We start from the raw sequence: 26,859 nt of genomic DNA, 5'->3' as shown, positions 1-26,859 counted from the left end.
CTTTTTATATTTTATTCTCGGAAATACCTATAATATTGAATAATTCCTTTATATCTAAAGATTCCTCCACTAAATCTGCAAGTAAATCATATTGTAATTGCTTATAACTGTTAAAATCATTTATATTATCCGGAGTGATTTCTTTACCTGCTTTTACAGCCAATCCCTTTATTAAACTGTCCACAAATCCGTCATTTTCAAATATACCATGTATATATGTACCAAGTATATTTTTATTTACAAAACCTCCGTTATCTGTAACATTTGATATTGTAAAAGGTATTTCCTTAGGATTTATGCTGGTTCCCATATGTATTTCATAGCCTGAAATACTATGCACACCCGAATTATCTATAAAGTTCGGATAATTTATTATTTCAGTCTGTATTTGCCTTGTTGTTTTCTCCTTTGCAAATACTGTACTGAAATTTAAAAGTCCTAAACCTTTCTCAGTACCGCCTTCTTCAACTTTGTGTTTATCTATAAGCTCATTTCCAAGCATCTGAAAACCGCCACATATTCCAATCAAATTATAACAGGACAGATTGGAATAATTAAATCCGCTGTTTTTAAGCCATTTAAGATCATATAGGGTGTTTTTGGTACCCGGTAAAATAACAAGATCTGAATTTTTTAGTTCATTTGGTGAATATATATATTTTAATACTATTTCTCCTCTTCTACCGAGTGGATTAAAATCTGTAAAATTTGATATATGAGGCAGTCTGATGACTGCAATATTTATCTTATTATCAGAAAATTCCAACTTTTGTGTATCAAGTCTTTCAGAAAGGCTGTCCTCATCATCTATATCTATCTTTGTCATGGGTATGATACCAAGAAAAGGGATATCCACATCTATTTTCTTAAAATGTCTTGCAAGCATTTCAAATCCGGGGGTAAGTAGATTCTTATCTCCCCTGAATTTATTTATAACAATACCCTTTATTCTTCTTTTTGCTTCTTCTTCCAGCAATACTACAGTGCCGTAGATTGAAGCAAAGACTCCACCTCTGTCTATATCGGCTACCAGTATAACAGGAGCATTTACAAGCTTTGCCATGCCCATATTCACTATATCATTTTCATTAAGATTTATCTCTGCGGGAGAACCCGCACCTTCTATGACTATAATGTCATAATCATTGCATAGCTTATTATAGGCTTCTAAAATATATGGTATAAAATCACGCTTATTTTTATAATACTTTGCCGCACTCATATTATCATATACTTTACCGTTTAAAATAACCTGACTGCCTGTATTTGATGTAGGCTTTAAAAGTATGGGATTCATCTCCACTAAAGGCTTTATACCTGCAGCCTCAGCCTGCATTACCTGAGCTCTGCCCATCTCCATACCGTCCTCGGTTATATATGAATTAAGAGCCATATTTTGAGATTTAAAAGGTGCTACTTTAAAACCTCTTCTTTTTAACATTCTGCAAATTCCGGCAACTAAAAAGCTTTTTCCGGAATTTGACATAGTACCCTGTACCATTATAGCCTTTGTCATATAGTATACCTCTTAATAAGCTTTTTTATTGTTTCAAACAGTATAATATTCTCTCTATATGTTCTGACTGCGACTCTAAAATAGGTATCATCAAGTCCTATAAAATCGGAACAATCTCTTACAATAATTTTTTCTTTTAATAGATCCTTTGATAAATTCTTCTTATATTTACAAAGTAAAAAATTTGCCACAGAAGGAAAGACCGATACGCCTATAGATTTTAGATTGCTTTCAAGTGTAATCTTCTCTTTTTGAATATCTGCCACAACAGCTTCCATATTTTGCTTTAATGAATACTTTGCCGCCTCTATTGCCAGTGTATTTATATCCCATGAAGGTGTAAGCTTTTCAAGCTCCTTTACTATATTTGAATTATTTAAAATCAAATATCCGAATCTAAGCCCCGGGAATGCATACAGCTTTGTAAGTGATCTGAGTATGGCTACATTATCAAAATTATATAAATTTTTTATTTGAGAATGGTTTTCTCCTCTTTCTACGAACTCCAAAAAACATTCATCCAGCAGGACAAAAATATTTTTTGATTTGCAATGAACAAGTATTTTTTGTAACAAATCTTCTTCTATTATAAATCCTGTGGGATTATTTGGATTAGCAAGTACTAAAATATTAATATTATCTGATAATATGTCTAAAATATCATAATCAACCTTTAAATTCGGCATATTATAATATATTATTTTGCTGTTTGTAGATTCGGCTGCCAATCTATAAGATTCAAAGCTTGGAACGGGAAGACATATATTTATATTCCTGTCAAATAATTGAAAAAGTCTGAAAATAATACTGTTTGCTCCATTTCCAAGGTATACTTTATCATCTTTTATACCATACTTTTGACTTATTAAAAACTTTATTTCACTGTAATTTTCATTGGGATAATGCTCTAACAAAGGAATACTCTCCTTTAATATATCCTTCAGCACTGAATCAAGTCCATATGGATTGATACTGGCTGAAAAGTCGATATAGTCACTACCATCTTTTGAAAACTCTAAAAATCTACCTCCATGCATCTTTTGCCTCTCGAAACTCATGGCTGAAGTTTTTATCATAGAGTTTGCTTAACTCAAACTCGTCAGCTAAAAATCTACCTACATATACAAGTGCGGTTTTATTGATATCTGCACTCTTAACCTCTTTTGCTATATTTTCAAGTGTGGACATTATAATTTTTTGATCAGGCCAGCTTGCCTTATATACTACAGCAGCAGGGGTGTCCTTTGGATATGATGTCATAAGTTTATTTGCAAGTTCTTCAATACCTGCAATACTTAAAAAGATTGCCATACTGGATTGTATTTTTGCAAGATTTTCAATGCTTTCAGCCTCCGGAACAGGTGTCCTGCCTGCCATTCTTGTAAGGATTAAGGTCTGTGTTACTCCGGGAAGTGTAAACTCTCTCTTTAGCGCCGCAGCACCGGCAAATACCGAACTTACTCCGGGTATTACCTCATATTCTATACCTGCTTTATCAAGAGCGACCATCTGTTCTCTGATAGCGCCATACATAGCCGGATCACCGGTATGCACTCTTGCAATGTTTAATCCCTTTTCACTTGAATTTAGTATGATTTCCAATACCTCATCCAAGCTAAGTGATGCGGAATTTATCAATTTTGCATCTGTTTTTATATCTGTAAATAATTCCTTGTTTACAAGAGAACCTGTATAGATGATAACATCGGAATTATCTATTATTCTTTTCCCTTTAATAGTTAAAAGTTCAGGATCTCCTGAACCCGCACCTATAAAATAAAGCATGCTATTCCCCCAATTATAAAATTTATTATCAGTAATACAATATAAGACAGATATGTGATATTATTTAATACCACAATATCATGAGCTTTAACAATATTTTCACCATCTCCTATACTTTGTTTCTTCACAAGCTTACCAAAATAGAAAGCATCACCAAGGAGTTTGGTATCAAAAAAACCTGCAATTACACTTTCAGTCTGTCCGGCATTCGGACTGGAATGAACATATCTGTACTTTATAAATGCTTTTACAGACCTTGTAAATATATTAAAATTATTTTTTAAAATAGCTATAAAGAAAATCACAAATAATAATATAAAGGCTGAAAATCTTGCAGGTATAAAATTTACAATATCATCAAGAACAGCTGCCGCTTTGCCTATATAAAAATACTTTTTATCTTTATAGCCTATCATGGAATCCATGGTATTTATCACTTTATAAATAATTGGAAGTACCAAAATAAGATAAATAAACTGCTCTCCAAAAAGCAGAGCAATAATACTTCCGATAGTCGCATAAAGCCATGGTGCCACAATACCGTCAGACATATTTTCAGCTACAGTCTCTATAACGGCTTTTATAATCTGTTCAAAAGAAAGAAACATTGTATCTCTGCCAACTATCATAGAGAGAGCACTCCTTGATTTGTCTATATCCCCCGATATTATTTCATAATATACTTTCATACTTTCATATTTCAGTGAGGCTTTGGCAAATATCTGAAAAAACAAAAAAAACTCGGCTATAAATCCCAATATATAGTTTAGCCTATATATATATTTATCTGTTAAATACGCCATGCCTCCCCAAAATAAAACATTAAATACTACAATTAAAAATCCTGAAAAAAGCAGCCCTATATCTGTTTTAAATATTTTTCTAAAAAAAATTTCAAGATAAAAGATGCCCTTTCCCATAAATCTTACAAGATGTGGCAATTCTTGAATATCCCTTAGGAAAAAATCCAAAATAAAGCCACAAATAAATGCTGAATAATGAATCATTATTTTTAGGGTGATAATGCAAGCACCAAAACAACAACCAGCTCTGCCAATTGCAAAAAATAGCCTGCAAGATCACCTGTAATACCCCCGAATTCTTCAAAAGATTTGACTCTGTAATATAAAAAAACCAAAAAAGTAGATATTGAACATAATAATCCATAGTTTGTGTTTACAATAATCATGGACACACCGGTAAGCACAATAAATAAAAGCAGTACCACCCTGTTAACATATATCATACTTTTATCTGCAAATTCAAATGCAAGGCCATTGCCTCTGGCATTTCTAAAAACCACCAAAGATAATGCACTATATGCCCTTATAAGTATATAGGAAATTGCCAATATATAGATTTTACTAAAATTATTAAAGCAAAGTACCGCGGCAAAATAAAGTAAAATATATACCAATCCTCCTATTATGGCAAATGCACCGGAGTTTGAATCCTTCAATATTGCCAGTTTTCTTTGTTTATCCTGATTAGAGCCAAGGGCATCCATTGTATCCAAAAAGCCGTCCATATGTATGCCGCCCGTATATAAAATAGGCAATACCGTAATGAAAGCCGCAATCAATATCGGATTAATTTTTAATTTATAAAAAAATACAGAAAATATAAGTAAAAAAATCCCTTCGACCATACCTACTACAGGTAAAAATAAAAGGCAATATTTCATATTTTCTTTTTCCCATTCAAAACTTCTGACCGGAAGCTTTGAATACATGGCAAAAGTTATAGCCATTGATTTAAATACATTGATCATTTTTACTTTCTATTATAGGGTAGACCGTAAACCACTTCTACCACCCTATCTGCTACATCTATTATTTTCTTATGCAAGGAAAAAAGACATTCAATAAAGATATCCAATTCCTTACTTTGATTTACTTGGGTAGAAAATACATCATTTCCAACAATAAAAACAGAATTACATCTCTTTTCAATTGTCATTATATCAGAAAAAACCTCTTCTGTAATCTCTTTGAAGTTTTTTCTAAGACCTGAGCCGTCAAATATATTATTTGCTAAAAGATTTGTTAAATCTTCAAGTAAAATATTATTTTTAATATCTATGTCGATATTCTTTATATTTCTAGGTTCTTCAATAGTAATAAAACCTTTGCCCTCTCTTTGCAAAAGATGTTTTTTTATTCTTTCGCTTGAAATTTCTCCTATATTTTCCATAGTAGCCAAATAAATTTTATTTTCAAAGCTTTTTGAAATCATAGCCTCCGCATATTCGGATTTTCCGCTTGACACTCCACCATAAATATAAAATATCATATAAATCTCTTGTATTCTTCTATTTTGATATCTGAAAATGAAGCATTCTTTGTATAAATCTCGGATATAAGATCAAGAAGAGGAAAAAGCATGGCGCATCCGCTTCCTTCACCAAGGGCAAGCGATGCGTTTATAACAGGCTGTAAATCTAAAATCTCAAATATAGATACGGCTACAGGCTCACGGCTAAGATGTGAAGCTATCATATACTCCTTTGATATAGGATTTATAAAGTATGCCAAAAGGGCTGCAATCTCAGAAATTACACCATCTATTATAATCGGAAGTTTATATATTGCTCCTCCAAGGAAGATACCTGTAAGTGCGGCTATATCAAGTCCCCCGACTGATGAAAGCAAATCAAGTATAGGTATGATTCTAATATCAAAATTCTTATCTTTAACAGAAGATAAAAAATTAGAATATCTAAATCCGTATTTATTTATTCCTTTTTCTATTATCTCTATTTTTTTTTGAAGCTTTACATCATTAAGACCTGCTCCACGCCCTGTAACCTCTTTTACAGGAAGATTTAAAATCGCAGCTGATAATGCGGAGGATGTGGTTGTATTTCCAATACCCATTTCACCGGTACCTATAATACTGATTCCCTTGGTCTTTAGATTCTCCACTATTTTTATTCCTGTTAATACAGCTCTTAAGCTTATATCAAAAGGCATAGCCTTTTCTTTTATAAAATTATTGGTACCATGCATCAGCTTGTAATTAAAAACCCCCATTGAATACATCTTGGTATCAAAGCTGTCAATTCCCATATCTACAACCATCAGATTAGAATTACACGCCCTGCATAATACCGAAATACTGGAGGTTCCCATTGCCATACTTTTTGCAACCGCCAATGTAACTTCTTTTCCTGATTGTGAAATCCCCTCTTCCACTATTCCGTTATCCGCACACATAACGGTAATACATTTTTTATTTATATATGGTATCTCACTCTCAAAAATGGCTGAGAGCTTTTGAAAAATTTTCTCAAACTCTCCAAGACTGTCAAGAGGTTTAGCAATATTATCCCAATGCTTTTTAGCAATTTCTCTGTGCTTTTCAGAAGTATTTGTAATACTGCCGGAAAACTTTTCTAATTCATTTAATAATTCTTTTTGTATATTATTCAGAACAGGTGCTTTATACATTGTAATTCCCTTCTAAAAAGCAAATTAAATTCTCTATCAAAAATTCATAACCACGAAGGTATATATGTGGAAATCCTGCAAATACTCTTTTATTTGTATGTATACAGTCCCATTCCTTGCTTTTATTTGCCTTTATTGCATGAGCATAATCTCCATTATTTGTAGAATCAAAATAGTGGAACTCATGACTTCTAATCTTTTGATTTTTTTTCATCAAGAAACTGTCTGATTTTGCCTCTATTTCAATATAACCGAATCTGACAAGTTTTGGAGTCTTAAAGGCTTTTGCCTCTATCAATCCAACTCCTTGAAAAACTTCTCCATTATTATCTTCAAAGCTTTCATGCAGATAAATAAAACCTCCACATTCTGCAATTATCGGTATATCCTCCGCTTCATATATACTATTTAGCATAGAAGTATTGGAACTAAGCTCCTTTGCATAAATTTCAGGGTATCCTCCACAAAGCCATATAGCAGAAATATTATCCGGCAGTTTTTTATCATATATCGGACTGAATTTTACTATTTCAAAGCCGTATTCTTGCAATACCTTTATATTTTCAGCATAGGTAAAAGAAAATGCTTCATCATAGGCAAAGGCAATTCTGTGCTTTGTACCTTTAGAATTTAATTTTCTGACAATGTTGTCAGAGGGCTTAATTTTAACAATAAACTTATCAAGCGCATCAAAGTCCAAGCTTTTTTTCAGCCTGTCCGATACCCTCTCCACTATAGAGAATATATCCCTTTGAGGTTCATACAGTCCAAGATGGCGACTTTCTATATGATAACTTTCATCATGGTAGAGATATCCCAGTAAAACAAGGTTTATAGCATTTATTTTTCTATTCAATAATTCAATATTGCAGTCATAAGGCAATTTGTTTACTATAACGGCTTTTACACGATGTGAAAACTTTTGAAGATACTCTTCAAGCTTTTCCAGCTCATCAATATCTATAACAAGAATGACATCAACACCTATTTCCTCTGATACTATACAGGCACTGCATCTTTTACCTTCCCCGTATACTCCGTCAAAGAGTCCCATTGCCCCCTCTATGATAGCTGTATCTCCCAAAAAATTTCTAAAGAACACATTTTTAAGTTCATTTGGTTTATAATCAGGCTCTAAAAAGAAAGGATCCAGATTGGTCGAAGGACTCCCTGCAATCTTTTCATGATACATGGTATCTATATAATCCGGTCCTGTTTTATATATAGAAATGGTTTTTCCCATTTTTTTTAATATATTTATAAGCCCCAATGTAATAAGAGTTTTTCCACTCCCCGATTTCATTGCTGAAACCATAAAGGCCGTTTTGTCTATAGAGTACATTTTTAATGCTGCTCCTTTTAGTATTTGTTAGAGAATTATATAACAAAAAGACTGTTAAATAAAGAGCCTGCCATTTGTTTATAGGCTCTTATACAGATTACAAATAACACAGTATATCCTGTATTATATCTTTTATTTCCATATCATCTTCATCAAGTGTTTTTTTAAAGATTATACTGTTAAGGCAATCTGTCAAAGCAGGCTTTAACAATATTTTATTCGACTTTTCTAATCTACTATATACATTCAATAATATCCAATAAATCCATATACTGTCATTTGAATAAAATATTTTTGAAATAGATGGAAGTAAAATATTTTGTCTAAGCACAAATATATCTGTCACTTCCTTAAAAATTGGAAAGTTGGCATCTTGAAGCCAGGTAGATAAATCATCCCCTATTTCACTTATTTCTCTATCGTTTAATTGTCTAATTTTTCTACAAGCTTCAAAATCAAATTTATCTCTTGGTAATATCATAAATTTAAAATCTTAAATACTTAATGTACTCTCCTATTTTTTCTTCAAGTTTATATCTGTTCTCAACCAAATACGGATAAAAGCCTGTTACACCGTATGAAATCATTTTGCACAGTCCTGAAAATCTATATGCTCCTTCAGCACTTTTATTTTTATTCTGTATCGCTCTTTCAATTTCATTTGCATAGGATACTGATTCCAAGGTCTGTCTGCCTGCAATCCTTGTATAAAACTTCCAGGTGCCTTCTTCTGTATCTTCTTTAGTCCGAGGTACTGAATATACTTTTTTCATATTGGCAACAATCTCATCTTTTTTAGGTTTATTACCTTCCGATTCATAAATATATGCTTGCAATCCCCAGATAGCCAGAATCCATGTCCATAAATTAAAATTTATCTTTTCAGGTATATCAATATTTATAATATTGTATATATTTAAAATCTCATCTTTATAATCATAAATATAGAGCCAGAAGGCTAATTCATATAGATTGGTTAAATCCTTGCTTCTAGTTAGTGCAAAACTCTTTGCAAGCCTTTTAGAAAATTTAATTATATTTTTCTCATTATATTTTATACTAAGCTCTTCAAAATTCATCCTCACACCTTTTACTAGCCCATTATATGTGCTATGTGAAATTTTATCCATTCATTTTTATCTTTAAGTACATCAAAAGCATCCATTTTTTTCAATAGTTTATATATTGATGCAGATCTTGCTTGGCAGTTTATAGACCTGTTTGGATTAAACTCTATATCCGTAAACCATTCATAGGCTGATAAATCCAATGCCTTTCCAAAGTTCTCAAGCAATGCCGATACATATATATAATCATAAAATGCTGTTTTTGGCTCAAGTTCCCATTCAACTCCATCCTTTACAAAGGCGATCAGATTTCCGGACTTACGATGTCTTGTATCTTGCTTTGCCTCCTTAGGTGTTACATCAAGTAAATCTAAATATGGTCCGCCATTTTTATATTTTTTAGAAGATTGAAAAATATTTTCCAAATATATCCCGTTTATTTTTAGCTTAAAGGCACTCAGCTTAGTACCGATCGGATCAAAACCTTTTGATGACACCTCCAATGCTGTGGCTTTTGTACTTAGTTTTATAGCATTATGAAATGCTTTTATATTCTTTTGTTTTTGTGAAAAAGCAAATCCGTCACTCCACTCAAATTCAAAACTTTGACATATAATCTGATCATCCTTTATCGTCCATGCCGGTCTCGTTGTCATAAATTCACCCCCGATAATTTACTAAAATGTATATGTATCTAATGATACAATAAAATCTTTTATTATAATACTCTTCCATTATACTTAAATACAAATATCTAATCAATCCGAACTTATAAGAGTTGCCTTAATATACTTAACAAATGGCTTACAGAAGTTTCTTGTAAATTTATATGTTATATGAACATACTTTACGATTTTATCCAATTTTTTTATGTCTAAATTTTATAAAAGATATAGAATTCATATTTATAGATAAAATCAATAAGTCTTATAGCTTTATACAATACTACCCTATACTTATTTACATAATAAATAAGTTTATGATATGGTATTTATGAATTAGATAAAACCCCGCCTTCGGAAAAACTTTGTATATTATATGTATAAATATACAAAGGGTATTTTTAATAAAATCATATAGCTGAGCTTTTTACATTAAGCTATATAAAACAATATCAAAAAGGAATTTACATGAGTAAGAATAATACCTATAACAAAGAAAACAATTTAAAACAATCAGATAATAATTTGATTTCTGATAATTTAATTCAAGATGAGGAGCAGTTTTTAAAAGAATATAAATCCGATAAAAAAACCGGACTTATATATTTTTTTGTTGTGACATCCCTTTTAATCGGTGTTTTTCTTATATCTTTTAATTCAGGAAGATATGATATGTCAATAGTTGATGTTATTAACTCTATTATAAGCGGAATGAAGCATGGTATATGGTGGTTACTCTCACATATCGGTTTTAATTTAGCCGAACCTACATGGATGAGTGGTCCGGAGGACACCATAATATGGCTTGTACGTATGCCACGAATCTTTGCTGCGATACTTATAGGGGGTTCTCTTGCAGTTTCCGGAGCAACTTATCAAGGACTTTTTAGAAATCCTATGGTATCACCAGATGTTCTTGGTGCATCTGCCGGAGCAAGTGTGGGAGCCTGTATAATGATGCTTTTTAATATGGGACCTGTTATGATACAGATTGCAGCCTTTGTTATGGGTATTTTTGCTGTTGCATTATCATATTTTTTAAGTAAAACAATCGGAAAAGGAACAAATGTAATTTTACTTTTAGTTCTTTGCGGTATGACAGTTAATACACTCTTTCAAGCCTTGGTTTCCGTTACAAAATATCTTGCAGATACCGAGGAACAATTACCTGCAATGACATACTGGCTGATGGGAAGCATTGCAAAGGTAAGTTACAATGATCTTAAATTCTTTTTGATACCTTTTGGACTGGGTGTTATACCTATTGTTGCACTTAGATGGAAGCTTAATCTTCTATCCTTTGGTGAAGATGAAGCAAAAGCAATGGGCATTGATGTTTCAAAGGTAAGAATTGTTTGTATTATATCTGCAACTCTTCTTACAGCTGCTGTTGTTTCAATAGCCGGAACAATAGGCTGGGTAGGGCTTATGATACCGCATCTTGTAAGATTTATTTCAGGTCCTAATAATAAAACACTTATACCTTTTTCACTCCTGACAGGAGCTTTATTTATGCTGATAGTAGATGATTTTTGTCGTACATTGCTTGCATACGAAATTCCTCTGGGTGTTCTAACATCGCTTATCGGAGCACCTTTCTTTATATATATTTTATTTAAAACAAGGGGGAATGCATAATGGAATTATCAATAAAAAATGCAAGCTGTGGCTATGGAAATACTGCTATATTGGAAAATGTTTCACTTTCCATTAAACAGGGAGAAATAGTATGCATACTTGGCCCCAACGGCATTGGCAAGACCACACTCTTTCGCTCGGTACTTGGTTTTTTAAATCTCATTAAGGGTGAAGTTATGCTTGACGGAAAGCCGAAATCACAAATCAGTCCAAGGGATTTTGCAAAATGTGTCGGCTATGTACCTCAGGGGCATGAACCGCCATTTCCATATTCTGTAAAGGATGTAGTTGTAATGGGTAGAGCAGCACATCTGAAAAGATTTGAATCTCCCGGAGTAAATGATTATAAAATGGCATACAAGGTCATGGAAATGCTTGGTATTTCATATTTACGAAATAAAACCTATACAAATATATCAGGTGGTGAAAGGCAGATGGTTCTTATTACAAGAGCTCTTACCCAAGAACCTAAGATTCTTGTAATGGATGAACCTACAGCAAATCTGGATTTTGGAAATCAGGTACATGTACTTGAGTGTATAAGTAAACTTACATCTTCCGGGCTTGGAGTGCTTATGACAACTCATAATCCTGACCATGCCTTCCTTTGTTGTGACAGGGTAATACTTCTTACAAAGGACAGACAGGTGATGGAGGGAAGTGTTGATGAAATAGTTACTGAGGAAAACCTAAGGCGTGCCTATGGTGTGGATGTTAAAATCAGTTCAACAAAAACTGATACCGGAAAGATAATAAGAAGTTGTATTCCGCTATTATAAAAAAGGAATATTTTAGGCTTCTTAATATATTTATTATTTTATTTTAGGAGGAGATTATGAGAAAAAATAATCGTATTGTCAAAGCACTTTTAGCAGCATTAATGTGTACATTTATGGTTACAGCATGTGCCAACACATCAAGCAAAGAGTCGGCTGCTGTTGAAACCAAAGCAGTAGAAACTACAGCGGCGGAAACTACAGCAGAGCAAAAAAGCACAACTCGTAAAGTTACAGATATGAAAGGTGTGGAAGTTGAGATTCCAATGGAAGTAAATACCTATGTTGAAAGCTGGTTTGCACATAATGAAGTAGACCTTATGCTCAAAAAAGCTGAAGGTATGTTGATTACATCCGCTACTCCGGAAAAATTTCCATGGATGTATGCTATATGTCCTAATTTCTACAATGCAAAGTCAACAGAATTTTCAACAGATATGAATCTTGAAGAAATTATTGCCGCTAAACCTGATGTTGTATTCGGCTCAAATGAAGACTATAGAGAGATGTTTACAAATGCAGGTATTCCTTTTATAAACTGTATGTTTACAAACTATGATGAGCTTAAAAAATCTGTAAAGCTTACAGCAGAGGTATTCGGTGGAGATGCGATTAAGATTGCTGATGATTATATAGCTTATCTTGATGAAAGAACATCATGGGTTGCAGAGCGTACCGCTTCCATCCCTGAGGATCAAAGACTTTCCGTAGCACATGGAAGTTCTGTATATGAGCTTAACTTTGACGGTGCAAATACAATTATTGATGAGTGGATTAAATTCTCAGGTGGAAAGAATGCTGCAGGACAGGAAGTTGAGGGTAACCTTAAGAATATAAGTATTGAGCAGGTGATGGCATGGGATCCTGATGTCCTTATTACAGGAAAGCCGCAGACTGAAGTTGAAAAAATCATGGGTGATGCTACATGGGCAAATCTTTCGGCTGTAAAGAACAATAAGGTATATTCAAATCCTAAGGGTGCTTTCGCATGGGATCGCTATGGTGTGGATGCCGCACTTCAACCACAGTGGTGTGCACAGATTTTATATCCTGATTTATTTACCGATTTCAGTATAAGGGATGAAGTAAAGAAGTTTTACTCAACTTTCCTTGGTTATGATCTTTCAGATGATGAAGCACAGATGATTCTTGACTGCAAGAACCCTAATCTTGAAGACTATCCGAAGAACTGATATTTTATATTAAAAGACGGGCCGGAGATAAAACCGGTCCGTCTTTTAAATATCGATATAAATTTCCGCTTTCAGTATAAAACTTTTTGCAAGTTCTATCTGTATATTTCTTTCACTTTTCACCATATCATAATCATTTTTATATTTAAGATTAATTAATTTAATTGCATAATCGGATGATACTATTGCATGTCCTCTCATATGTCCTGTTGCAATAGCCTGTGCGTATATTCTTGCAGCATATTTACTTACTTCATCAATAGAATTTTTTGATAAAGTATTGGCAAGGAACCATGCTTTTCGAAGATTGTATGCATTTATCTTTCCGTTAAGCCTGTTTTCTAAGGCTTGTAAACTCTCTTCTATTATAGATTTTTTAAGGTTTTCATTATTAATATTTATATAATCAATATATCTTTTAGCATTTGTAATCGCCCAATATGATAAATAATATTGTGGTAATTTTTCTAATATTAACTCAAGTTCAATTCTTTTTTCCAAATCATCATCTATTTTTATTTTATACTTTGACGGTATTTTTATTTCACCATTTAGATATGAGTTTTTCTCAAATTCATTCCATGCGTAATCCTTATAATTATTTTTCATTTTTTGTATTTTACTCTACTATCTTCCATTTTCCGTTATAAACCTGTAATCCATATCCGCAATACGAGCAATTATTGTTTTTATCAGGCATAAAGTTTGCACCGCAGCTTGGACATTCTTTTTCAATATATATTTCTCCCCTGCTCTTTATCCTACTTGGATATTTTGCTCTTTTCATACATAAACTAAGATTTTCTTTTTTAATTAAAAGCTTTCCTGTATTTTTTAAGAAAGTTCTTGATATATGTACCTTTAATTTGATATAGGTTTCTTCATCCTTATTCCATACTGAATTTAATTTAATTTTATTTACATTAAAGGAAAGCAAATCTTCTTTATTTTCTTTTTTCAAAGCTCTTCATTGATACAGCTTCTAAGATAGCTTTCTGAATAGCGTACAATCTTCTTTTTTAACTTGTTTTGTTTAATGTTTAAAAGAGATAATAGACTAATAGGTATTGAAACACCGGCAAATATTAATATAAGAGAAATAATCCAACTAATATTATAAAAAGATAATCCTGTTCCTAAAATAAGAAAACTATATCCCCATAAGCTAAAAACAAGTAGAAAAAATTTACCGGTGTTTCCCATTTTATCATAAAAATCAAAACTTTCCACCTGCCAATCAAAAAATTGATGTAAAATAATTGCATTACAGTAAGGGCATGTCACTTCCTGTGAATTTAAATTTATTTCCGCACCACAGCTTGGACAGTAGACTATACTTTCTTTATAGTATTCACTTTTATTCACCTTTCTGTCATCATGTCTTATAATGCGAGATTGTCGAAGAAGTATGGCGGCATTTTTAATCTGTTACCATATTTTTGCTATAAACACCATATTCTGTGCCATCATCATATTATAAGGTCCTACCTCTTTTGACTTTGATATATTTACGGCTGTAATTTCAGTATCATAGCCTCTTTCCTTCGCCATTTTGATAATATCGCTTATCTGTGCTATAGTCTCCATTGTTATGGCTGAAATCACAACAGTGGGATTTTTCTTTGATGAGAATATCATATCCATCACACTTATCAGTTCACCACTGCTGCCACCTATAAAGATTTTATCTGCATCAAGTATATTATCCAGTCCTGCAGGTGCTTTTGCATGTATAAGTTCTATATTTTCAGCATTGAAATTATGAATATTTTTCTTTATCAACTCCACCGCAAGTTGATTTTTTTCTATGGCATATACCTTTCCCTCATAAGCAAGCCTTGCCATTTCAATACTGATTGATCCGCTTCCTGCGCCTATATCATAACATATACTGTCAGGGCAAATATCCAATTTACTCATAATCACGGCTCTTACCTCAGACTTTGTTATCGGAACTTTATCCCTGACAAAGACTTCATCAGACAGTCCAAAGCTGATTGATTTGTCTGCATCCGGATTTAAAATAATCATACAGTTTAAATCTGATATTTCCATTTCTATAAGCTGTGATGCCTTTGACTTTGTAATTTTTTCATCATCATAAGAGAGATTTTCACCAAGTATTATATCAAGCTCATGAAATCCGAATTTAATAAGCTTTTTGCAAATCTCTTTTACACCTTCAGCCTTTGATGTAATTATAAATGTATATTTATTTGAAGATATATTATGATATAAAAGTTCCTCCTTGCCATGAAATGATAATATCTTTACCTTGGAAATATCTATATTGCTCTTAGCACATATATAACTTAAGCTGGATATTCCCGGATAGGTCTTTATAGTTACTCCATGGAATTCTTTTTCGGTTTTTATAGCTTTATCTATTTCAGAAAAAAGTTTTTGGCTGCCGCTAAAAAGCGAAATATCACCGCTAAAAACTATTGCTATCTCATAACTTATATTTGTTCTGATAATATCAATTATTTTTTCTGTTTTATATTCAATACAATAAGTCTTGTCTTTAAAATATTCTTTTACACTGTCCACTATTCTTTTGGCGCCTATAATTATATCAGAGTTTTTAATTGCTTCATAGGCGGCTTTTGTCAAAAGATTCGGATTGCCAAGTCCTATTCCTATGAGATTTATATTTTTAGTGTTTTTCATAACAAATCCTATTTATTATAATATTTTTTAATTTTTTCTATACATTCAGCCACTGTAATACCTGTTACCTTTATCTTTGGTAATATTATTATAGCTTTACAACCGGTGCTTTTTGCAGCCTCTATCTTTTCATCAAAACCACCGCTTTTTCCTGAGAGTTTACTTACCAGGTATTTACAATCAAACTCCTTTATTATAGCTTCATTTAACTCCTTAGAAAAAGGACCTTGCATTGCTATAATATTTTTTGAGGCAACTCCTGCCGACAGGCAGGCATTTATCGAGTCTACACTTGGAAGAACTCTTGGAAAAATACGGCTTGAAAGTTCGCTGTAGTCAGCTATCTCTTTACTGCCGGTTGTAAGTAATATATTTCCGCTTGTATTTAAAAGGTATTTTACAGCCTCTTCATTACTTGAAAACTCAAGTATTCCGCAAAAAGATGAGATATTTATATCTTCCCTTTGTATTTTTAAAAGCATTACTTTTTTATTGTCCAAATTTTTTATGGCTGTTTCTATATTTTTTGAAATTTCATAGGCATATGGATGTGTGGCATCTATAACATATGAAATATCGTTCTTTTCTATTAAAGATGAGATTTCATCTATATTTAATCTTTTATCGCTTACTCTTACATTTGTAAACAGGGGTAGAACTTCCTTGCCATATCCCGTAGCTACACAGAGTAATGTATCTATACAAAGATTATCACATGCTGTGGCAATTTCTCTGCCTTCGGTTGTTCCTCCAAAAATAAGAATTTTACTCATTGTTATATCCTCTTGGTGTAACAAGCTTTCCTTCTATTACCTTTGTCATGGAATTTCCTATAAATACGGTTTCAAACATACCTACCTTTACATCCTTTAACTCTAAAAGGCTGTAGATACTGTATTCTTCACCCTCTCTACCTATATTTTTTGCAATGGCACAGGGGGTATTATTATCTTTATGTTTTAAAAGTATTTCGCAGGCTTTTTGTAAATAATCCACACGCTTTTTACTTCCGGGATTATATAGGCATATACAAAAATCTCCTATTGCCGCACACTCGAGTCTTTTTTCTATTTTCTCCCATGGTGTCAAAAGATCACTAAGGCTTATTATAGCAAAATCATGTATGAGCGGTGCACCGATTATTGCGGCACCTGAGAGTGCGGCTGTTACTCCTGCCATGGTACTTACCCTTACTTCTTTATACTTAGGTGCTATACCAAGCATAAGACCTGTAAGTCCATATACTCCCGCATCACCGGAACAGACAAATGCTACGGTTTTACCCTTCATTGCCTCTTCAAATGCAATTACGCATCTTTCATACTCCTTTGTCATAGGTGTGGAAAGACATTCTTTATCAGGCCATATTTCTTTTATAAGGTCGGTATATACCGTGTAGCCTATTACTACATCACTTTCCTCTATTTTTTTAATAGCCTCCACGGTCATCTGCTCATACTTACCGGGCCCCATACCAATTATATAAATTTGTTTCATTCTAACCTCTCACAATAATCAATGTAAAATATCCACTGCTCTCAGGCAGATTTTTTGATCCTATAAAAATCTTTTCATCCTTCATTCCGCAATTTTCCACCATATACACATTACAATCAGATTTATTCTCTTTGATATATTTTGCCAGCTTTTCATAGCTTCTTCCGGATTTCATAAATACTAAAGTGCCCTCTAAATTAAAAGCTTCCTCAAAGGAATATGATGAAGGTATTATATGAAGCTCTTCATCTGCAAGTGTCAAAGGTATTGAAAGTCTGGCTGCAGCTGCACTGAATGAGGTAATGCCTGCAATAGTGATTATTTGTATATTTTCTTTTTTCAGTCTTTCAGCGATATATGAATATGTTGCATATACTCCCGGATCTCCCAGTGTAAGCAATGCAACATCTCCATCCATTAAAAGATCTTTTATTAAAGCTGTAATCTTTGCATGTGCCTCCTCCAATATATCCTTATCCTTGGTCATCGGAAAATCAATACAAACCTTTTTCTTTTCTTCTATCTCAGGTATTGCCTGTTTTGCTATATTAAATGCTACCGAACTTGCCTCACTTTTCCCGACAAAGCAGACTGTACCGGAGTTTCTTACTGCATTTACAGCCTTTATTGTCATAAGCTCAGGATCTCCCGGACCTACTCCTACACCATATAGTTTACTCATATATTTTCTCCCGTATCTATAATCGTATAATTATCGCTAAAAACAATAATTCTTATTTTAAAATTATTTTTAAACTCATCAATATTTGCAAATCTGTTTTTATGATAAAATATCTCCGCCTTAAACGCACGATTATATGCATAATAAAGCATTTGATTTGCAAGTATATCAAAACATCCTTCAAGATTATTATCTTTTATTATGGTTATGGCACCTGTGGTAGTCTTTTGTTCCAGTATATCAGCTATAGTCGGTGCCAGCAAAGTAAAATCATAATTGATTTTTAAAGCATATTTTAAAACTGCGGCTGTAAGTAATTCAAGTCTTGAGTCCGAATCATTTGAATGAGTATTCATTATTCCGCCGGAAAGCTTTATAAGCTTTCCCATATCACCGCATAATATGATTTCTCTTGCATCATTTGATATGGCATAGTCAATACCTTCACCGATAAAATTACTGATAATTGCAACAATATTGCTTTCTATATTAAAATTATTTTCAAGAAACTTTGCCCCTATATTTCCGGGTGCCAAGTACACTCGCTTTTTATCGGAGTTTTGTAATCTAAACTTTATATCTGCTTTTATTGTTTCTAAAAGTGCAGTCTTACTCATTGGAAGTACCAAACCTGAAGTACCGAGTATTGAAATACCTCCTATAATTCCAAGCCTTTCATTAAATGTTTTTTTTGCAATTTCAATACCGTTTTGTACCATAATAGTAATATTGACAAATCCTTTATACCCGAATTCACTCAGTACACTTCCAAGATTGTCAATCATCATCTGTCTTGGCACAGGATTTATAGCCGCCTCACCCTTTGGAAGAGCAAGTCCGTTCTTTGTGAATGTTCCTACACCTTCTCCCGCAAAAAAATTAAATTCAAGTCCCTCATTCTTTTTTATAAATTCAAGCTTTGCGCTGATTAAAATTCCATCGGTAACATCAGGATCATCTCCTGCATCTTTTATAACACCGCAAATATAATAATCGTCTTCCACTTTGGAATATTCTATAGGAATACTTAAGCTTATGCCTGCAGGAAGCTCCACTTCAACCATCTTTTTTTCGGAATTAAGGTAAAGATATAATGCCCCCATTGCGGCAGCTGTTGCACTTGTACCTGTTGTAAATCCATATCTTTGTACATTGCCGTTTTTTATATTAAATTCATCAATTGTCATATCTTATGCCTTTGGTATTCTAAAGCCAAATTCCACACCGTCATTTATATTTCTTACATCAACATTGCCATTATGTGCCTCAATTATTGCTTTTACTATGGAAAGTCCTATGCCGCTTCCACCATATGCTCTGGAATGTGCCTTATCAACTTTAAAGAATTTTTCCCAAACATTGCCTAAATCCTCTTTCGGTATCGGATTTCCTGTATTATAAACCTTAAAAATGATATTCTTACCGTCATCATCTACAGTGATTTTTATTTCTCCAAAGTCTTTTACATGATGAATTGCATTGCTTATATAATTTGTGATTACCTCTTCTATTTTGAATTCATCAGCATATACATATATTTCCTTGTTTGAATCAAAGATTATATTTACATTTTTTTCGCCTATCAATATAGATATCGAGCCCAGAATATTGCTTATAAGTGCAGTTATATTGAATTTTTCTTTATTTAATATACTGTTTCCGGATTCAAGTGATGAAAGTGTAAGGAGTTGTTTTACCATTTTATTCATCTTTTCACTTTCATCCATAATCACCTCGGTATAGTACTTTCTGCTTTCCTCATCCTCACATAGCCCCTCATTCAGCCCCTCGGCATAGCCTTGTATAAGTGCAATAGGTGTTTTAAGTTCATGTGATACATTGGCAATAAAATCCCTTCGCATCTCATCAATAGCTTCTTTTCTTTTTATATCCTCTTTTAAAAGCTCATTGGCTTTTTGTAATTCATTTATTGCCTTTTCCAGTCTGTCTGACATATAGTTCATATTCTGTCCCAGTGTCTGAATCTCATCACTTCTGTTTCCTGTATATTTGGCGGTAAAATCAAGTTTCCCCATTTTATTTGATATATCTGCCAATAAAAGTATAGGTTTTGTAATCATTTTTGCGATAATAAAAGTTATGATTATTGTAATAATAAAGCCTATAATTGCAATATAAACAAGAAATTTATTTGATATATTCACACTTTCTTTCAAGCTGGCAACAGGTGTGGACATAATAACCATGGTCTGATTATCGCTGCAATATCCGAAAGCTTCAATGAAAGAGCTTTTTTGAGCTATTCTATGCAGTATTATTGTATAATTTTCACTTTTATACAGAATATCCTTGCTGTCAATATTTTTATTACCTATAAATCCGTCCTGTATCCTGCTTAAAAGGCTGTCTCCCTCTCTTGCAGAGGAATATATTGCCTTATTTGTAAAAGAATCCACCAATACTATAGTAATATTATATTTATTGGAGTATTCCACAATAATATTTGATACACTGTCATTTATAACAGATTGATTTTCATGGTTATTTTGAATAATTGCCTGCCCCGAAGAACCGATTTTCATTACTTCATTATCTATTTTTAAATATGCCTCTTTTATATCACTGACCTTTTCATTTTGATAAAACAACGGAAGTCCGAAATTATTTAATACTCCCATGGACAATAATAATATAAAAATAAAAAACAGTATTATTAAGGTTATCTTCATGCGAAGAGAATGACTGAATTTTTTTATCATATACACCTCATAATGACCGTAAGATATTTCACTCTAAATCAATTACGGTCTTTCTTTGGAGGAAAGTTCTATTATAAAGTCAGATTTACCTATTGACTTTCCAAAATTTTCCTTACAATAACAAATAAAAAGCTTATTTCGGGCTCTTGTCATCGCAACATAAAACATTCTGCGCTCTTCTTCTATCTCTTCAGCTCCTTTTGCCTTCTTATAAGGAACACTCCCCTCATTAACATCAATAATATATACTATATCAAATTCAAGACCTTTGGAAGAATGGAAGGTCATAAGTCTTACACCTGTATCATCTTCATTTGATTTTTTTCTCGCCTCAATAAGCTCATTTTTATACTCCTCCATATGTATAAACCAATCGTTAAAAGTATTAAACTCAGAGGCACTGTTTTCCAAATCACCAAGAACGGTATAGCAGTCATCACTTTCTATGCCGTTCATATCACAGTATTCTTCTATATATTCATCATAGCCGACTACATTTCTGATATATCTAAGGGCTGTTGCCGGCTTTAAATTCTTTATTGTTCTAAGATGCTCTCTTAATTCTATTATTCTTTTAATCATATAACTTTTATCATCATAATAATCAAAAAGTGTTTCTATATTTGCTTTTGATGAGGAAAGTGAATCCCTGCTTATATATCTGTTCGGCTTATTTGATATTCGTAGCAAATCGGTTTTATTGCCTGTATTTAGGGCAAGCCTTATATAGGATATTATATCCTTTGCCACCCAATGTTCAAACAGATTTGGAATGGAATCCCTTATTGTAAAAGGGATATTGTTTTTCATCATTCTTTCTATTAAAAGTCTTGGCGAAAGATTGGTGCGATAAAGTACAGCAATATTGTTTATATCCTGTTTCGCTCTTATATATTCCTTTATATCATTTACAATGGAGCTGACCTCCCCGAAAGGATTTTTAAATTCTATCACGGAAACCGGTGCACCACTACCCTTATGAGCCCTAAAGCTTTTAGGAAATCTTTTACTGTTAAATGATATAAGCTTTGTTGAAGCATCAACTATCTGAGTGCTCGATCTGAAATTGATATCCAAAAAAACTTTTGAAACATTTTTAAAATCTCTTTCAAATCCAAGCATTATCTCCGGTCTTGCACCTCTGAATCTGTATATGGACTGATCATCATCCCCGACAACTGTAATATTTTGGTCTTTTCCTGCCATAAGTTTTATTATATTATACTGCAAAAAGTTAATATCCTGAAACTCATCCACAAGTATATATCGATATCTGTTTTGTACAGCTTTTAAAATATCTTCTCTTTCACTTAAAAGTTCATAGGTCAAGGAAAGCATATCTTCAAAATCAAGTTTATTTAATGTTTCAAGCTCAGCCTCATATTCCCTGTATATTTTTTTAAATACATCACTTCCTATACTGTTTGAATAATAATTTTTTATATTTATATTGTCCTGCTTTATAAGGGCAATTTCATTTAAAAGATTACCTGAAAGAGTATTAATATCCTCATTTAATATAGAGTTTCTTTTTATCAATTCTTTTATAATTGTATATCTAAGCTCATCAGATGCTATTTGCTCCGATGTAAAGCCATAGGCAGTTTTTAAAAGGCTAAAGAATACTGAATGAAAGGTTCCAAAAGTGACAGGGCTTTTGCTGTATAGATTTTCAAATCTGTCCTTCATCTCCTTTGCCGCCGCCCTTGAAAATGTGACAACCAAAATATGGGCCGGGTTTACACCCGGCCCCTTTATAAGATATTTTATTCTGTGTGTAATTACAAAGGTTTTTCCGGAGCCGGGACCTGCCAACACCATCAAGGGACCGCCCCCATGTTCTATGGCTTTTTTTTGATTACTGCTGTAATTTATCAATTCCAATCTTAATCCTTCTTATTGATTCTTCTTTTCCAAGAACTTCCATAATCTCCGTAGCACCGGCAGGAGTCATTTGCTTTCCTGAAAGTGCAGTTCTTATAGGCCACATAATAAATCCTGTCTTATACTCATGTTCCTTACCGAATTCCTGTAAGATAGAGAACAAATTATCATTGGTATACTCATCGGTATTCTCTAAAAGCGGTAATACTTCCTTTAAAAGAGCTAATGAATTCTCAGAATTTGTTTTCATTTTTTTATGTGTATACATTTCTGTATCATATTCAGGTAATTCCTCAAAGAAGTCAATATGTGAACCTATCTGCGGCAATACTTCTATTCTTGTTTTTACCATATTTGATATCTTTTTAATATCCAGCGGCTTTTTTATAACTTCTTTAATATATGGCTCAGCCAGTTTAAAGAAATCTTCCTCACTCATTTTCTTTAAATATTCACCATTCATCCATGAAAGCTTGACCATATCAAAGACTGCAGGTGATTTTGAAATATGTTTATAATCAAAAGCCTCTATAAGTTCCTGTAAAGAGAATATCTCCTTATCATCCTCCGGTGACCATCCAAGAAGTGCCACAAAGTTTACTATTGCCTCTGAGACATAACCTTGCTCTGTCAAATCCTCAAATGATGAATGTCCGCTTCTTTTTGAAAGCTTTTTATGCTCCTCATTGGTTATTAAAGGACAGTGTACATAGGTCGGTACTTCCCATCCGAATGCCTCATACAATCTGTTGTACTTAGGTGATGATGAAAGATACTCATTTCCTCTAACTACATGTGTGATGCCCATTAAATGATCATCAACAACATTGGCAAAGTTATAAGTAGGATAGCCGTCCGATTTTATAAGAACCATATCATCCAGCTCGGAATTATCCACTGTAATATCACCATAGATATCATCATGGAATGATGTTGTTCCGGTTGTAGGGTTGTTTTGACGGATCACATATGGGATACCGCTTTCAAGTTTTTCTTTTATTTCCTCCTCGGACAGTGAAAGGCAATGCTTATCATATTTCATAATTTCTTCACCATTCACATTTGATCTGAGTGAATTAAGTCTTTCCGGAGTACAAAAACAATAATATGCCTGCTTATTTTCTATAAGTTTTTTAGCATACTCCAAGTAGAGTCCCTGTTTTTGTCTTTCACTCTGCACATACGGTCCGACTCCACCATCCTTATCAGGACCTTCATCATGTATAAGACCTGTTTTTTCCAAGGTTCTGTAGATGATGTCTATAGCACCCTCCACATATCTTTCCTGGTCTGTATCCTCTATTCTAAGCAGAAAATCTCCACCCTCATGCTTTGCAATTAAATATGCATATAATGCGGTTCTTAGATTTCCCACATGCATCCTTCCGGTAGGACTTGGTGCATATCTTGTCCTTATTTTTGTCATACCCTCTCCTTATCTATTAACTTTACAGCACTTTATCAAAATGCTTACTATGATGTCACCTCAAACTTATATCCCATGCCCCAAACGGTTTTTATATAGTCTCCACGCTCACCCATCTTTGCACGAAGTTTTTTTACATGGGTGTCAATGGTTCTGGCATCACCAAAATAATCATAATTCCATACAGAACTTAAAATCTTTTCTCTGGACAATGCAATCCCCTTATTCTCAATAAAATATGTTAAAAGTTCATATTCTTTAAAGCTTAAATCAACAGGTTTTTGATCTATATATACGCTTCTTGCCACTTTATCTATCTCAATAGCACCTGCTACCAGCTTTTCTTCAGATTCACCTATTGTTCTTCTAAGTACCGCCTCCACTCTTGCTACAAGTATCTTTGGTGAAAAAGGCTTTGTAATATACTCATCAACACCAAGCTTATATCCCAAAAGTTCATCTCTTTCTTCACTTCTGGCAGTCAACATAATAACAGGCACTTTAGAATACTGCCTTAAAACCTCTAAGGTTTCAAAGCCGTCAAGTTTCGGCATCATAACATCCAGTAAAATAAGCTTTATATCTTTATTTTCATCAAAGACTCTTAAAGCTTGTTCACCGTCCTGTGCTTCCAACACTATAAATCCTTTAATGGTGAGAAAATCTTTTACAAGTTTTCTCATTCTGGCTTCATCATCCACCACCAATATCTTTACATCGTCCATATAATCTCCAACTAAGCATGGTCAAGCAAAATTGCTATTCCTCTTTTATTATAAGTCCAAGTTCCTTAAGTTGTGCATCATCCACTCTGTCAGGGGCATTTGTCATAAGATCCGATGCATCTTTTACCTTAGGGAATGCTATAACATCTCTGATAGAATCAGCTTCCACCATAAGCATTACCACTCTATCAAGACCGTATGCAAGTCCTGCATGAGGAGGAACACCATATTTGAATGCCTCAAGCAAATATCCGAATCTCTCCTGCGCTACTTCTTTTGTAAGTCCGAGTACCTCAAACATCTTTGCCTGAACATCACCCTGATGTATTCTTACGGAACCTCCGCCTATCTCGGTACCGTTAAGTACAATATCATATGCCTTGGCTCTTACTCTGCCGGGATCCGAGTCAATATACTGCCAATCCTCATCCATAGGCGCAGTAAAAGGATGGTGCATTGCCTTAAATCTGTTTTCTTCCTCCGACCACTCAAGCAGAGGGAACTCTGTAACCCAAAGGAATTTGTAATCATCCTTCTTTAAAAGTCCAAGCTGACTTGCAAGTTCAACTCTTAATGCGCCAAGAGTATCCCAGACTATCTTATTGCTGTCTGCCGCAAAGAAAAGCATATCTCCCGGCTTTGCATCCATTGCCTGCTTTAATCCTTCAATCTCAGCCTCTGTCATAAACTTGGCAAATGATGACTTGATATTTCCGTCAGCTTCAATAGCCATATAGGCAAGTCCCTTGGCTCTGTAACTCTTTACAAATTCTACAAGAGCATCAATTTTCTTTCTTGGCATTCCTGCCTGTCCGGTTGCATTGATACCTCTTACACTTCCACCTGCCGCCAAAGCATTTTTAAATACTGCAAATTCAGAGTTTGCAACGACATTTGAAACATCCTTTAATTCCATGCCGAATCTAAGGTCCGGTTTATCCGAACCGAATCTGTCCATAGCCTCCTGCCATGTCATCCTCTGTATAGGAAGTGCTATATCAATATCCAGTACATCCTTAAAGAGTCTTTGTAAAAGTCTCTCATTTACATCCAAAACGTCATCCACGTCAACAAATGAAAGTTCCATATCTATCTGTGTAAATTCAGGCTGTCTGTCGGCTCTAAGATCCTCATCCCTGTAGCATCTTGCAAGCTGGAAATATCTGTCATAGCCCGATACCATCAAAAGCTGCTTAAAAAGCTGTGGTGACTGCGGAAGTGCATAAAAACTTCCCGGATATACACGGCTTGGCACAAGATAATCTCTTGCACCCTCAGGAGAACTCTTTATAAGAGTAGGTGTTTCAATCTCTAGAAATCCGTTTTCGGCAAGGAAATTTCTTGTGGTTGTAGCCACCTTACTTCTGACCATAAGATTTCTTTGAAGATCAGGTCTTCTAAGATCAAGGAATCTGTATTTTAGTCTAAGTTCTTCCTTTGTCTTTGAATCCTCTTCTATATGGAATGGCGGAGTTTCAGACTCTGAAAGTATTCTAAGTCCTGTGGCTCTGACTTCAAGCTCACCTGTCTTTAGTGATTCATTAAAAGCTCCGCTTCTCTTTTTTAATATTCCTGTTACAGCAATACAAAACTCCTGCTTAAGCTTCATTGCCTTATTAAACACCTCACTCCCGCATTCTTCCTCTTCAAAAATAATCTGTAATATACCTGAGCGATCTCTTAAATCACAGAATATGATTCCACCCTTATTACGGTTCTTTTGAACCCAACCCATTACAGTAACTTCACTCTCAAGAGTTGCATTTACAACCTCTGCACATCTATGGCTCCTTTTTAAGCCAAGCATTGATTCTGCCATCTTCTTCT

The 26,859-nt window shown here is 33.6% G+C and carries 27 protein-coding genes; 3 read left to right on the top strand and 24 right to left on the bottom strand.

What is annotated here, in order from left to right:
* Nucleotides 1-4 precede the first annotated feature (4 nt).
* The 11 genes from J4O15_RS11360 to J4O15_RS11310 all read right to left on the bottom strand — a co-directional run bounded on the left by J4O15_RS11360 (nucleotide 5) and on the right by J4O15_RS11310 (nucleotide 9,815).
* Nucleotides 5-1,516, bottom strand: a complete 1,512-nt coding sequence (locus J4O15_RS11360; protein ID WP_208100862.1) for a cobyric acid synthase — start codon at nucleotides 1,514-1,516, stop codon at nucleotides 5-7.
* Nucleotides 1,513-2,592, bottom strand: a complete 1,080-nt coding sequence (locus J4O15_RS11355; RefSeq protein ID WP_330638793.1) for a pyridoxal phosphate-dependent aminotransferase — start codon at nucleotides 2,590-2,592, stop codon at nucleotides 1,513-1,515. The genes J4O15_RS11360 and J4O15_RS11355 overlap by 4 nt, the downstream gene beginning before the upstream one ends.
* Nucleotides 2,540-3,301, bottom strand: coding sequence for a precorrin-4 C(11)-methyltransferase (gene cobM, locus J4O15_RS11350; protein WP_208100861.1), 762 nt, complete (start codon nucleotides 3,299-3,301; stop codon nucleotides 2,540-2,542). The genes J4O15_RS11355 and cobM overlap by 53 nt, the downstream gene beginning before the upstream one ends.
* Nucleotides 3,286-4,308: an adenosylcobinamide-phosphate synthase CbiB gene (gene cbiB, locus J4O15_RS11345; protein WP_208100860.1), complete on the bottom strand. Its 1,023-nt coding sequence runs from the start codon at nucleotides 4,306-4,308 to the stop codon at nucleotides 3,286-3,288. The genes cobM and cbiB overlap by 16 nt, the downstream gene beginning before the upstream one ends.
* A gap of 5 nt (nucleotides 4,309-4,313) precedes the next feature.
* Nucleotides 4,314-5,051 carry an adenosylcobinamide-GDP ribazoletransferase gene (locus J4O15_RS11340; RefSeq protein WP_243762053.1) on the bottom strand — a complete coding sequence of 246 codons (738 nt, stop codon included), beginning with the start codon at nucleotides 5,049-5,051 and terminating at the stop codon, nucleotides 4,314-4,316.
* A 23-nt stretch (nucleotides 5,052-5,074) separates the two neighbouring features.
* A complete protein-coding gene (locus J4O15_RS11335; protein ID WP_208100858.1) occupies nucleotides 5,075-5,593 on the bottom strand; it encodes a bifunctional adenosylcobinamide kinase/adenosylcobinamide-phosphate guanylyltransferase in 519 nt (172 codons plus the stop codon).
* A complete protein-coding gene (locus J4O15_RS11330) occupies nucleotides 5,590-6,750 on the bottom strand; it encodes a nicotinate-nucleotide--dimethylbenzimidazole phosphoribosyltransferase (RefSeq protein ID WP_208100857.1) in 1,161 nt (386 codons plus the stop codon). Before J4O15_RS11330 ends, J4O15_RS11335 begins: the two co-directional genes overlap by 4 nt.
* Complete coding sequence (locus J4O15_RS11325; protein ID WP_208100856.1) at nucleotides 6,743-8,092, bottom strand: cobyrinate a,c-diamide synthase; 1,350 nt, start codon at nucleotides 8,090-8,092, stop codon at nucleotides 6,743-6,745. The genes J4O15_RS11330 and J4O15_RS11325 overlap by 8 nt, the downstream gene beginning before the upstream one ends.
* Nucleotides 8,093-8,189: 97 nt before the next feature.
* Nucleotides 8,190-8,573 (bottom strand): DUF5071 domain-containing protein, encoded by a 384-nt coding sequence (locus J4O15_RS11320; protein WP_208100855.1) that lies wholly within the window; start codon nucleotides 8,571-8,573, stop codon nucleotides 8,190-8,192.
* A 4-nt stretch (nucleotides 8,574-8,577) separates the two neighbouring features.
* Nucleotides 8,578-9,171 (bottom strand): DUF6707 family protein, encoded by a 594-nt coding sequence (locus tag J4O15_RS11315; protein WP_208100854.1) that lies wholly within the window; start codon nucleotides 9,169-9,171, stop codon nucleotides 8,578-8,580.
* Between the two features lie 14 nt (nucleotides 9,172-9,185).
* Nucleotides 9,186-9,815, bottom strand: a complete 630-nt coding sequence (locus J4O15_RS11310; protein ID WP_208100853.1) for a DarT1-associated NADAR antitoxin family protein — start codon at nucleotides 9,813-9,815, stop codon at nucleotides 9,186-9,188.
* Nucleotides 9,816-10,289: 474 nt separating this feature from the next.
* Between J4O15_RS11310 and J4O15_RS11305 the strand changes: the two genes are divergently transcribed.
* The 3 genes from J4O15_RS11305 to J4O15_RS11295 are packed head-to-tail and all read left to right on the top strand — an operon-like array spanning nucleotide 10,290 to nucleotide 13,428.
* Nucleotides 10,290-11,459: a FecCD family ABC transporter permease gene (locus tag J4O15_RS11305; protein WP_208100852.1), complete on the top strand. Its 1,170-nt coding sequence runs from the start codon at nucleotides 10,290-10,292 to the stop codon at nucleotides 11,457-11,459.
* On the top strand, nucleotides 11,459-12,238 hold the full coding sequence (locus J4O15_RS11300) for an ABC transporter ATP-binding protein (protein WP_208100851.1): 780 nt from the start codon (nucleotides 11,459-11,461) through the stop codon (nucleotides 12,236-12,238). Before J4O15_RS11305 ends, J4O15_RS11300 begins: the two co-directional genes overlap by 1 nt.
* A gap of 56 nt (nucleotides 12,239-12,294) precedes the next feature.
* Nucleotides 12,295-13,428: an ABC transporter substrate-binding protein gene (locus J4O15_RS11295; RefSeq protein WP_208100850.1), complete on the top strand. Its 1,134-nt coding sequence runs from the start codon at nucleotides 12,295-12,297 to the stop codon at nucleotides 13,426-13,428.
* Between the two features lie 45 nt (nucleotides 13,429-13,473).
* Here J4O15_RS11295 and J4O15_RS11290 read toward each other — a convergent pair whose 3' ends face one another.
* The 13 genes from J4O15_RS11290 to aspS all read right to left on the bottom strand — a co-directional run bounded on the left by J4O15_RS11290 (nucleotide 13,474) and on the right by aspS (nucleotide 26,851).
* Nucleotides 13,474-14,037 carry a putative immunity protein gene (locus J4O15_RS11290; protein ID WP_208100849.1) on the bottom strand — a complete coding sequence of 188 codons (564 nt, stop codon included), beginning with the start codon at nucleotides 14,035-14,037 and terminating at the stop codon, nucleotides 13,474-13,476.
* A 10-nt stretch (nucleotides 14,038-14,047) separates the two neighbouring features.
* Entirely contained in the window at nucleotides 14,048-14,389 is a 342-nt protein-coding gene (locus J4O15_RS11285) for a zinc ribbon domain-containing protein (protein WP_208100848.1), read from the bottom strand.
* A complete protein-coding gene (locus J4O15_RS11280) occupies nucleotides 14,386-14,793 on the bottom strand; it encodes a hypothetical protein (protein ID WP_208100847.1) in 408 nt (135 codons plus the stop codon). Before J4O15_RS11280 ends, J4O15_RS11285 begins: the two co-directional genes overlap by 4 nt.
* 63 nt (nucleotides 14,794-14,856) lie before the next feature.
* Nucleotides 14,857-16,098, bottom strand: a complete 1,242-nt coding sequence (gene cbiE, locus J4O15_RS11275; RefSeq protein ID WP_208100846.1) for a precorrin-6y C5,15-methyltransferase (decarboxylating) subunit CbiE — start codon at nucleotides 16,096-16,098, stop codon at nucleotides 14,857-14,859.
* Between the two features lie 8 nt (nucleotides 16,099-16,106).
* Nucleotides 16,107-16,871 (bottom strand): precorrin-6A reductase, encoded by a 765-nt coding sequence (gene cobK / locus J4O15_RS11270; RefSeq protein ID WP_208100845.1) that lies wholly within the window; start codon nucleotides 16,869-16,871, stop codon nucleotides 16,107-16,109.
* Nucleotides 16,864-17,595 carry a precorrin-3B C(17)-methyltransferase gene (cobJ, locus tag J4O15_RS11265; protein ID WP_208100844.1) on the bottom strand — a complete coding sequence of 244 codons (732 nt, stop codon included), beginning with the start codon at nucleotides 17,593-17,595 and terminating at the stop codon, nucleotides 16,864-16,866. Before cobJ ends, cobK begins: the two co-directional genes overlap by 8 nt.
* A gap of 1 nt (nucleotide 17,596) precedes the next feature.
* Nucleotides 17,597-18,277, bottom strand: a complete 681-nt coding sequence (gene cobI, locus J4O15_RS11260; protein ID WP_208100843.1) for a precorrin-2 C(20)-methyltransferase — start codon at nucleotides 18,275-18,277, stop codon at nucleotides 17,597-17,599.
* Nucleotides 18,274-19,464, bottom strand: a complete 1,191-nt coding sequence (gene cbiD, locus J4O15_RS11255; RefSeq protein ID WP_208100842.1) for a cobalt-precorrin-5B (C(1))-methyltransferase CbiD — start codon at nucleotides 19,462-19,464, stop codon at nucleotides 18,274-18,276. Before cbiD ends, cobI begins: the two co-directional genes overlap by 4 nt.
* A 3-nt stretch (nucleotides 19,465-19,467) precedes the next feature.
* A complete protein-coding gene (locus J4O15_RS11250; protein WP_208100841.1) occupies nucleotides 19,468-20,997 on the bottom strand; it encodes a sensor histidine kinase in 1,530 nt (509 codons plus the stop codon).
* 42 nt (nucleotides 20,998-21,039) lie between these two features.
* Entirely contained in the window at nucleotides 21,040-22,881 is a 1,842-nt protein-coding gene (locus J4O15_RS11245; RefSeq protein ID WP_208100840.1) for an ATP-dependent helicase, read from the bottom strand.
* Complete coding sequence (gene gltX, locus J4O15_RS11240) at nucleotides 22,856-24,307, bottom strand: glutamate--tRNA ligase (protein ID WP_208100839.1); 1,452 nt, start codon at nucleotides 24,305-24,307, stop codon at nucleotides 22,856-22,858. The genes J4O15_RS11245 and gltX overlap by 26 nt, the downstream gene beginning before the upstream one ends.
* A gap of 47 nt (nucleotides 24,308-24,354) precedes the next feature.
* Nucleotides 24,355-25,032 (bottom strand): response regulator transcription factor, encoded by a 678-nt coding sequence (locus J4O15_RS11235; RefSeq protein ID WP_208100838.1) that lies wholly within the window; start codon nucleotides 25,030-25,032, stop codon nucleotides 24,355-24,357.
* 34 nt (nucleotides 25,033-25,066) lie between these two features.
* Nucleotides 25,067-26,851, bottom strand: a complete 1,785-nt coding sequence (gene aspS, locus J4O15_RS11230) for an aspartate--tRNA ligase (RefSeq protein ID WP_208100837.1) — start codon at nucleotides 26,849-26,851, stop codon at nucleotides 25,067-25,069.
* Nucleotides 26,852-26,859 lie beyond the last annotated feature (8 nt).

This window comes from Lachnoanaerobaculum sp. Marseille-Q4761, from assembly GCF_017565785.1.
Taxonomy (GTDB): domain Bacteria; phylum Bacillota; class Clostridia; order Lachnospirales; family Lachnospiraceae; genus Lachnoanaerobaculum.
The sequence above is the reverse complement of the archived record's forward strand: the minus strand, read 5'-3'. Positions and strand labels throughout refer to the sequence as shown.

What these genes read in the sequence shown, in the direction of transcription:
- cobM (WP_208100861.1), bottom strand. Translation starts at nt 3,301, where the DNA reads ATGCTTTATTTTATAGGTGCGGGTTCAGGAGATCCTGAACTTTTAACT.
- J4O15_RS11295 (WP_208100850.1), top strand. Translation starts at nt 12,295, where the DNA reads ATGAGAAAAAATAATCGTATTGTCAAAGCACTTTTAGCAGCATTAATG.
- cbiE (WP_208100846.1), bottom strand. Translation starts at nt 16,098, where the DNA reads ATGAAAAACACTAAAAATATAAATCTCATAGGAATAGGACTTGGCAAT.
- J4O15_RS11325 (WP_208100856.1), bottom strand. Translation starts at nt 8,092, where the DNA reads ATGTACTCTATAGACAAAACGGCCTTTATGGTTTCAGCAATGAAATCG.
- J4O15_RS11290 (WP_208100849.1), bottom strand. Translation starts at nt 14,037, where the DNA reads ATGAAAAATAATTATAAGGATTACGCATGGAATGAATTTGAGAAAAAC.
- J4O15_RS11315 (WP_208100854.1), bottom strand. Translation starts at nt 9,171, where the DNA reads ATGAATTTTGAAGAGCTTAGTATAAAATATAATGAGAAAAATATAATT.
- J4O15_RS11355 (WP_330638793.1), bottom strand. Translation starts at nt 2,592, where the DNA reads ATGATAAAAACTTCAGCCATGAGTTTCGAGAGGCAAAAGATGCATGGA.
- J4O15_RS11330 (WP_208100857.1), bottom strand. Translation starts at nt 6,750, where the DNA reads ATGTATAAAGCACCTGTTCTGAATAATATACAAAAAGAATTATTAAAT.
- cobJ (WP_208100844.1), bottom strand. Translation starts at nt 17,595, where the DNA reads ATGAAACAAATTTATATAATTGGTATGGGGCCCGGTAAGTATGAGCAG.
- J4O15_RS11335 (WP_208100858.1), bottom strand. Translation starts at nt 5,593, where the DNA reads ATGATATTTTATATTTATGGTGGAGTGTCAAGCGGAAAATCCGAATAT.
- cobK (WP_208100845.1), bottom strand. Translation starts at nt 16,871, where the DNA reads ATGAGTAAAATTCTTATTTTTGGAGGAACAACCGAAGGCAGAGAAATT.
- J4O15_RS11360 (WP_208100862.1), bottom strand. Translation starts at nt 1,516, where the DNA reads ATGACAAAGGCTATAATGGTACAGGGTACTATGTCAAATTCCGGAAAA.
- J4O15_RS11250 (WP_208100841.1), bottom strand. Translation starts at nt 20,997, where the DNA reads ATGATAAAAAAATTCAGTCATTCTCTTCGCATGAAGATAACCTTAATA.
- J4O15_RS11320 (WP_208100855.1), bottom strand. Translation starts at nt 8,573, where the DNA reads ATGATATTACCAAGAGATAAATTTGATTTTGAAGCTTGTAGAAAAATT.
- J4O15_RS11235 (WP_208100838.1), bottom strand. Translation starts at nt 25,032, where the DNA reads ATGGACGATGTAAAGATATTGGTGGTGGATGATGAAGCCAGAATGAGA.
- gltX (WP_208100839.1), bottom strand. Translation starts at nt 24,307, where the DNA reads ATGACAAAAATAAGGACAAGATATGCACCAAGTCCTACCGGAAGGATG.
- cbiB (WP_208100860.1), bottom strand. Translation starts at nt 4,308, where the DNA reads ATGATTCATTATTCAGCATTTATTTGTGGCTTTATTTTGGATTTTTTC.
- cbiD (WP_208100842.1), bottom strand. Translation starts at nt 19,464, where the DNA reads ATGACAATTGATGAATTTAATATAAAAAACGGCAATGTACAAAGATAT.
- J4O15_RS11340 (WP_243762053.1), bottom strand. Translation starts at nt 5,051, where the DNA reads ATGGCTATAACTTTTGCCATGTATTCAAAGCTTCCGGTCAGAAGTTTT.
- cobI (WP_208100843.1), bottom strand. Translation starts at nt 18,277, where the DNA reads ATGAGTAAACTATATGGTGTAGGAGTAGGTCCGGGAGATCCTGAGCTT.
- J4O15_RS11310 (WP_208100853.1), bottom strand. Translation starts at nt 9,815, where the DNA reads ATGACAACGAGACCGGCATGGACGATAAAGGATGATCAGATTATATGT.
- J4O15_RS11300 (WP_208100851.1), top strand. Translation starts at nt 11,459, where the DNA reads ATGGAATTATCAATAAAAAATGCAAGCTGTGGCTATGGAAATACTGCT.
- J4O15_RS11305 (WP_208100852.1), top strand. Translation starts at nt 10,290, where the DNA reads ATGAGTAAGAATAATACCTATAACAAAGAAAACAATTTAAAACAATCA.
- aspS (WP_208100837.1), bottom strand. Translation starts at nt 26,851, where the DNA reads ATGGCAGAATCAATGCTTGGCTTAAAAAGGAGCCATAGATGTGCAGAG.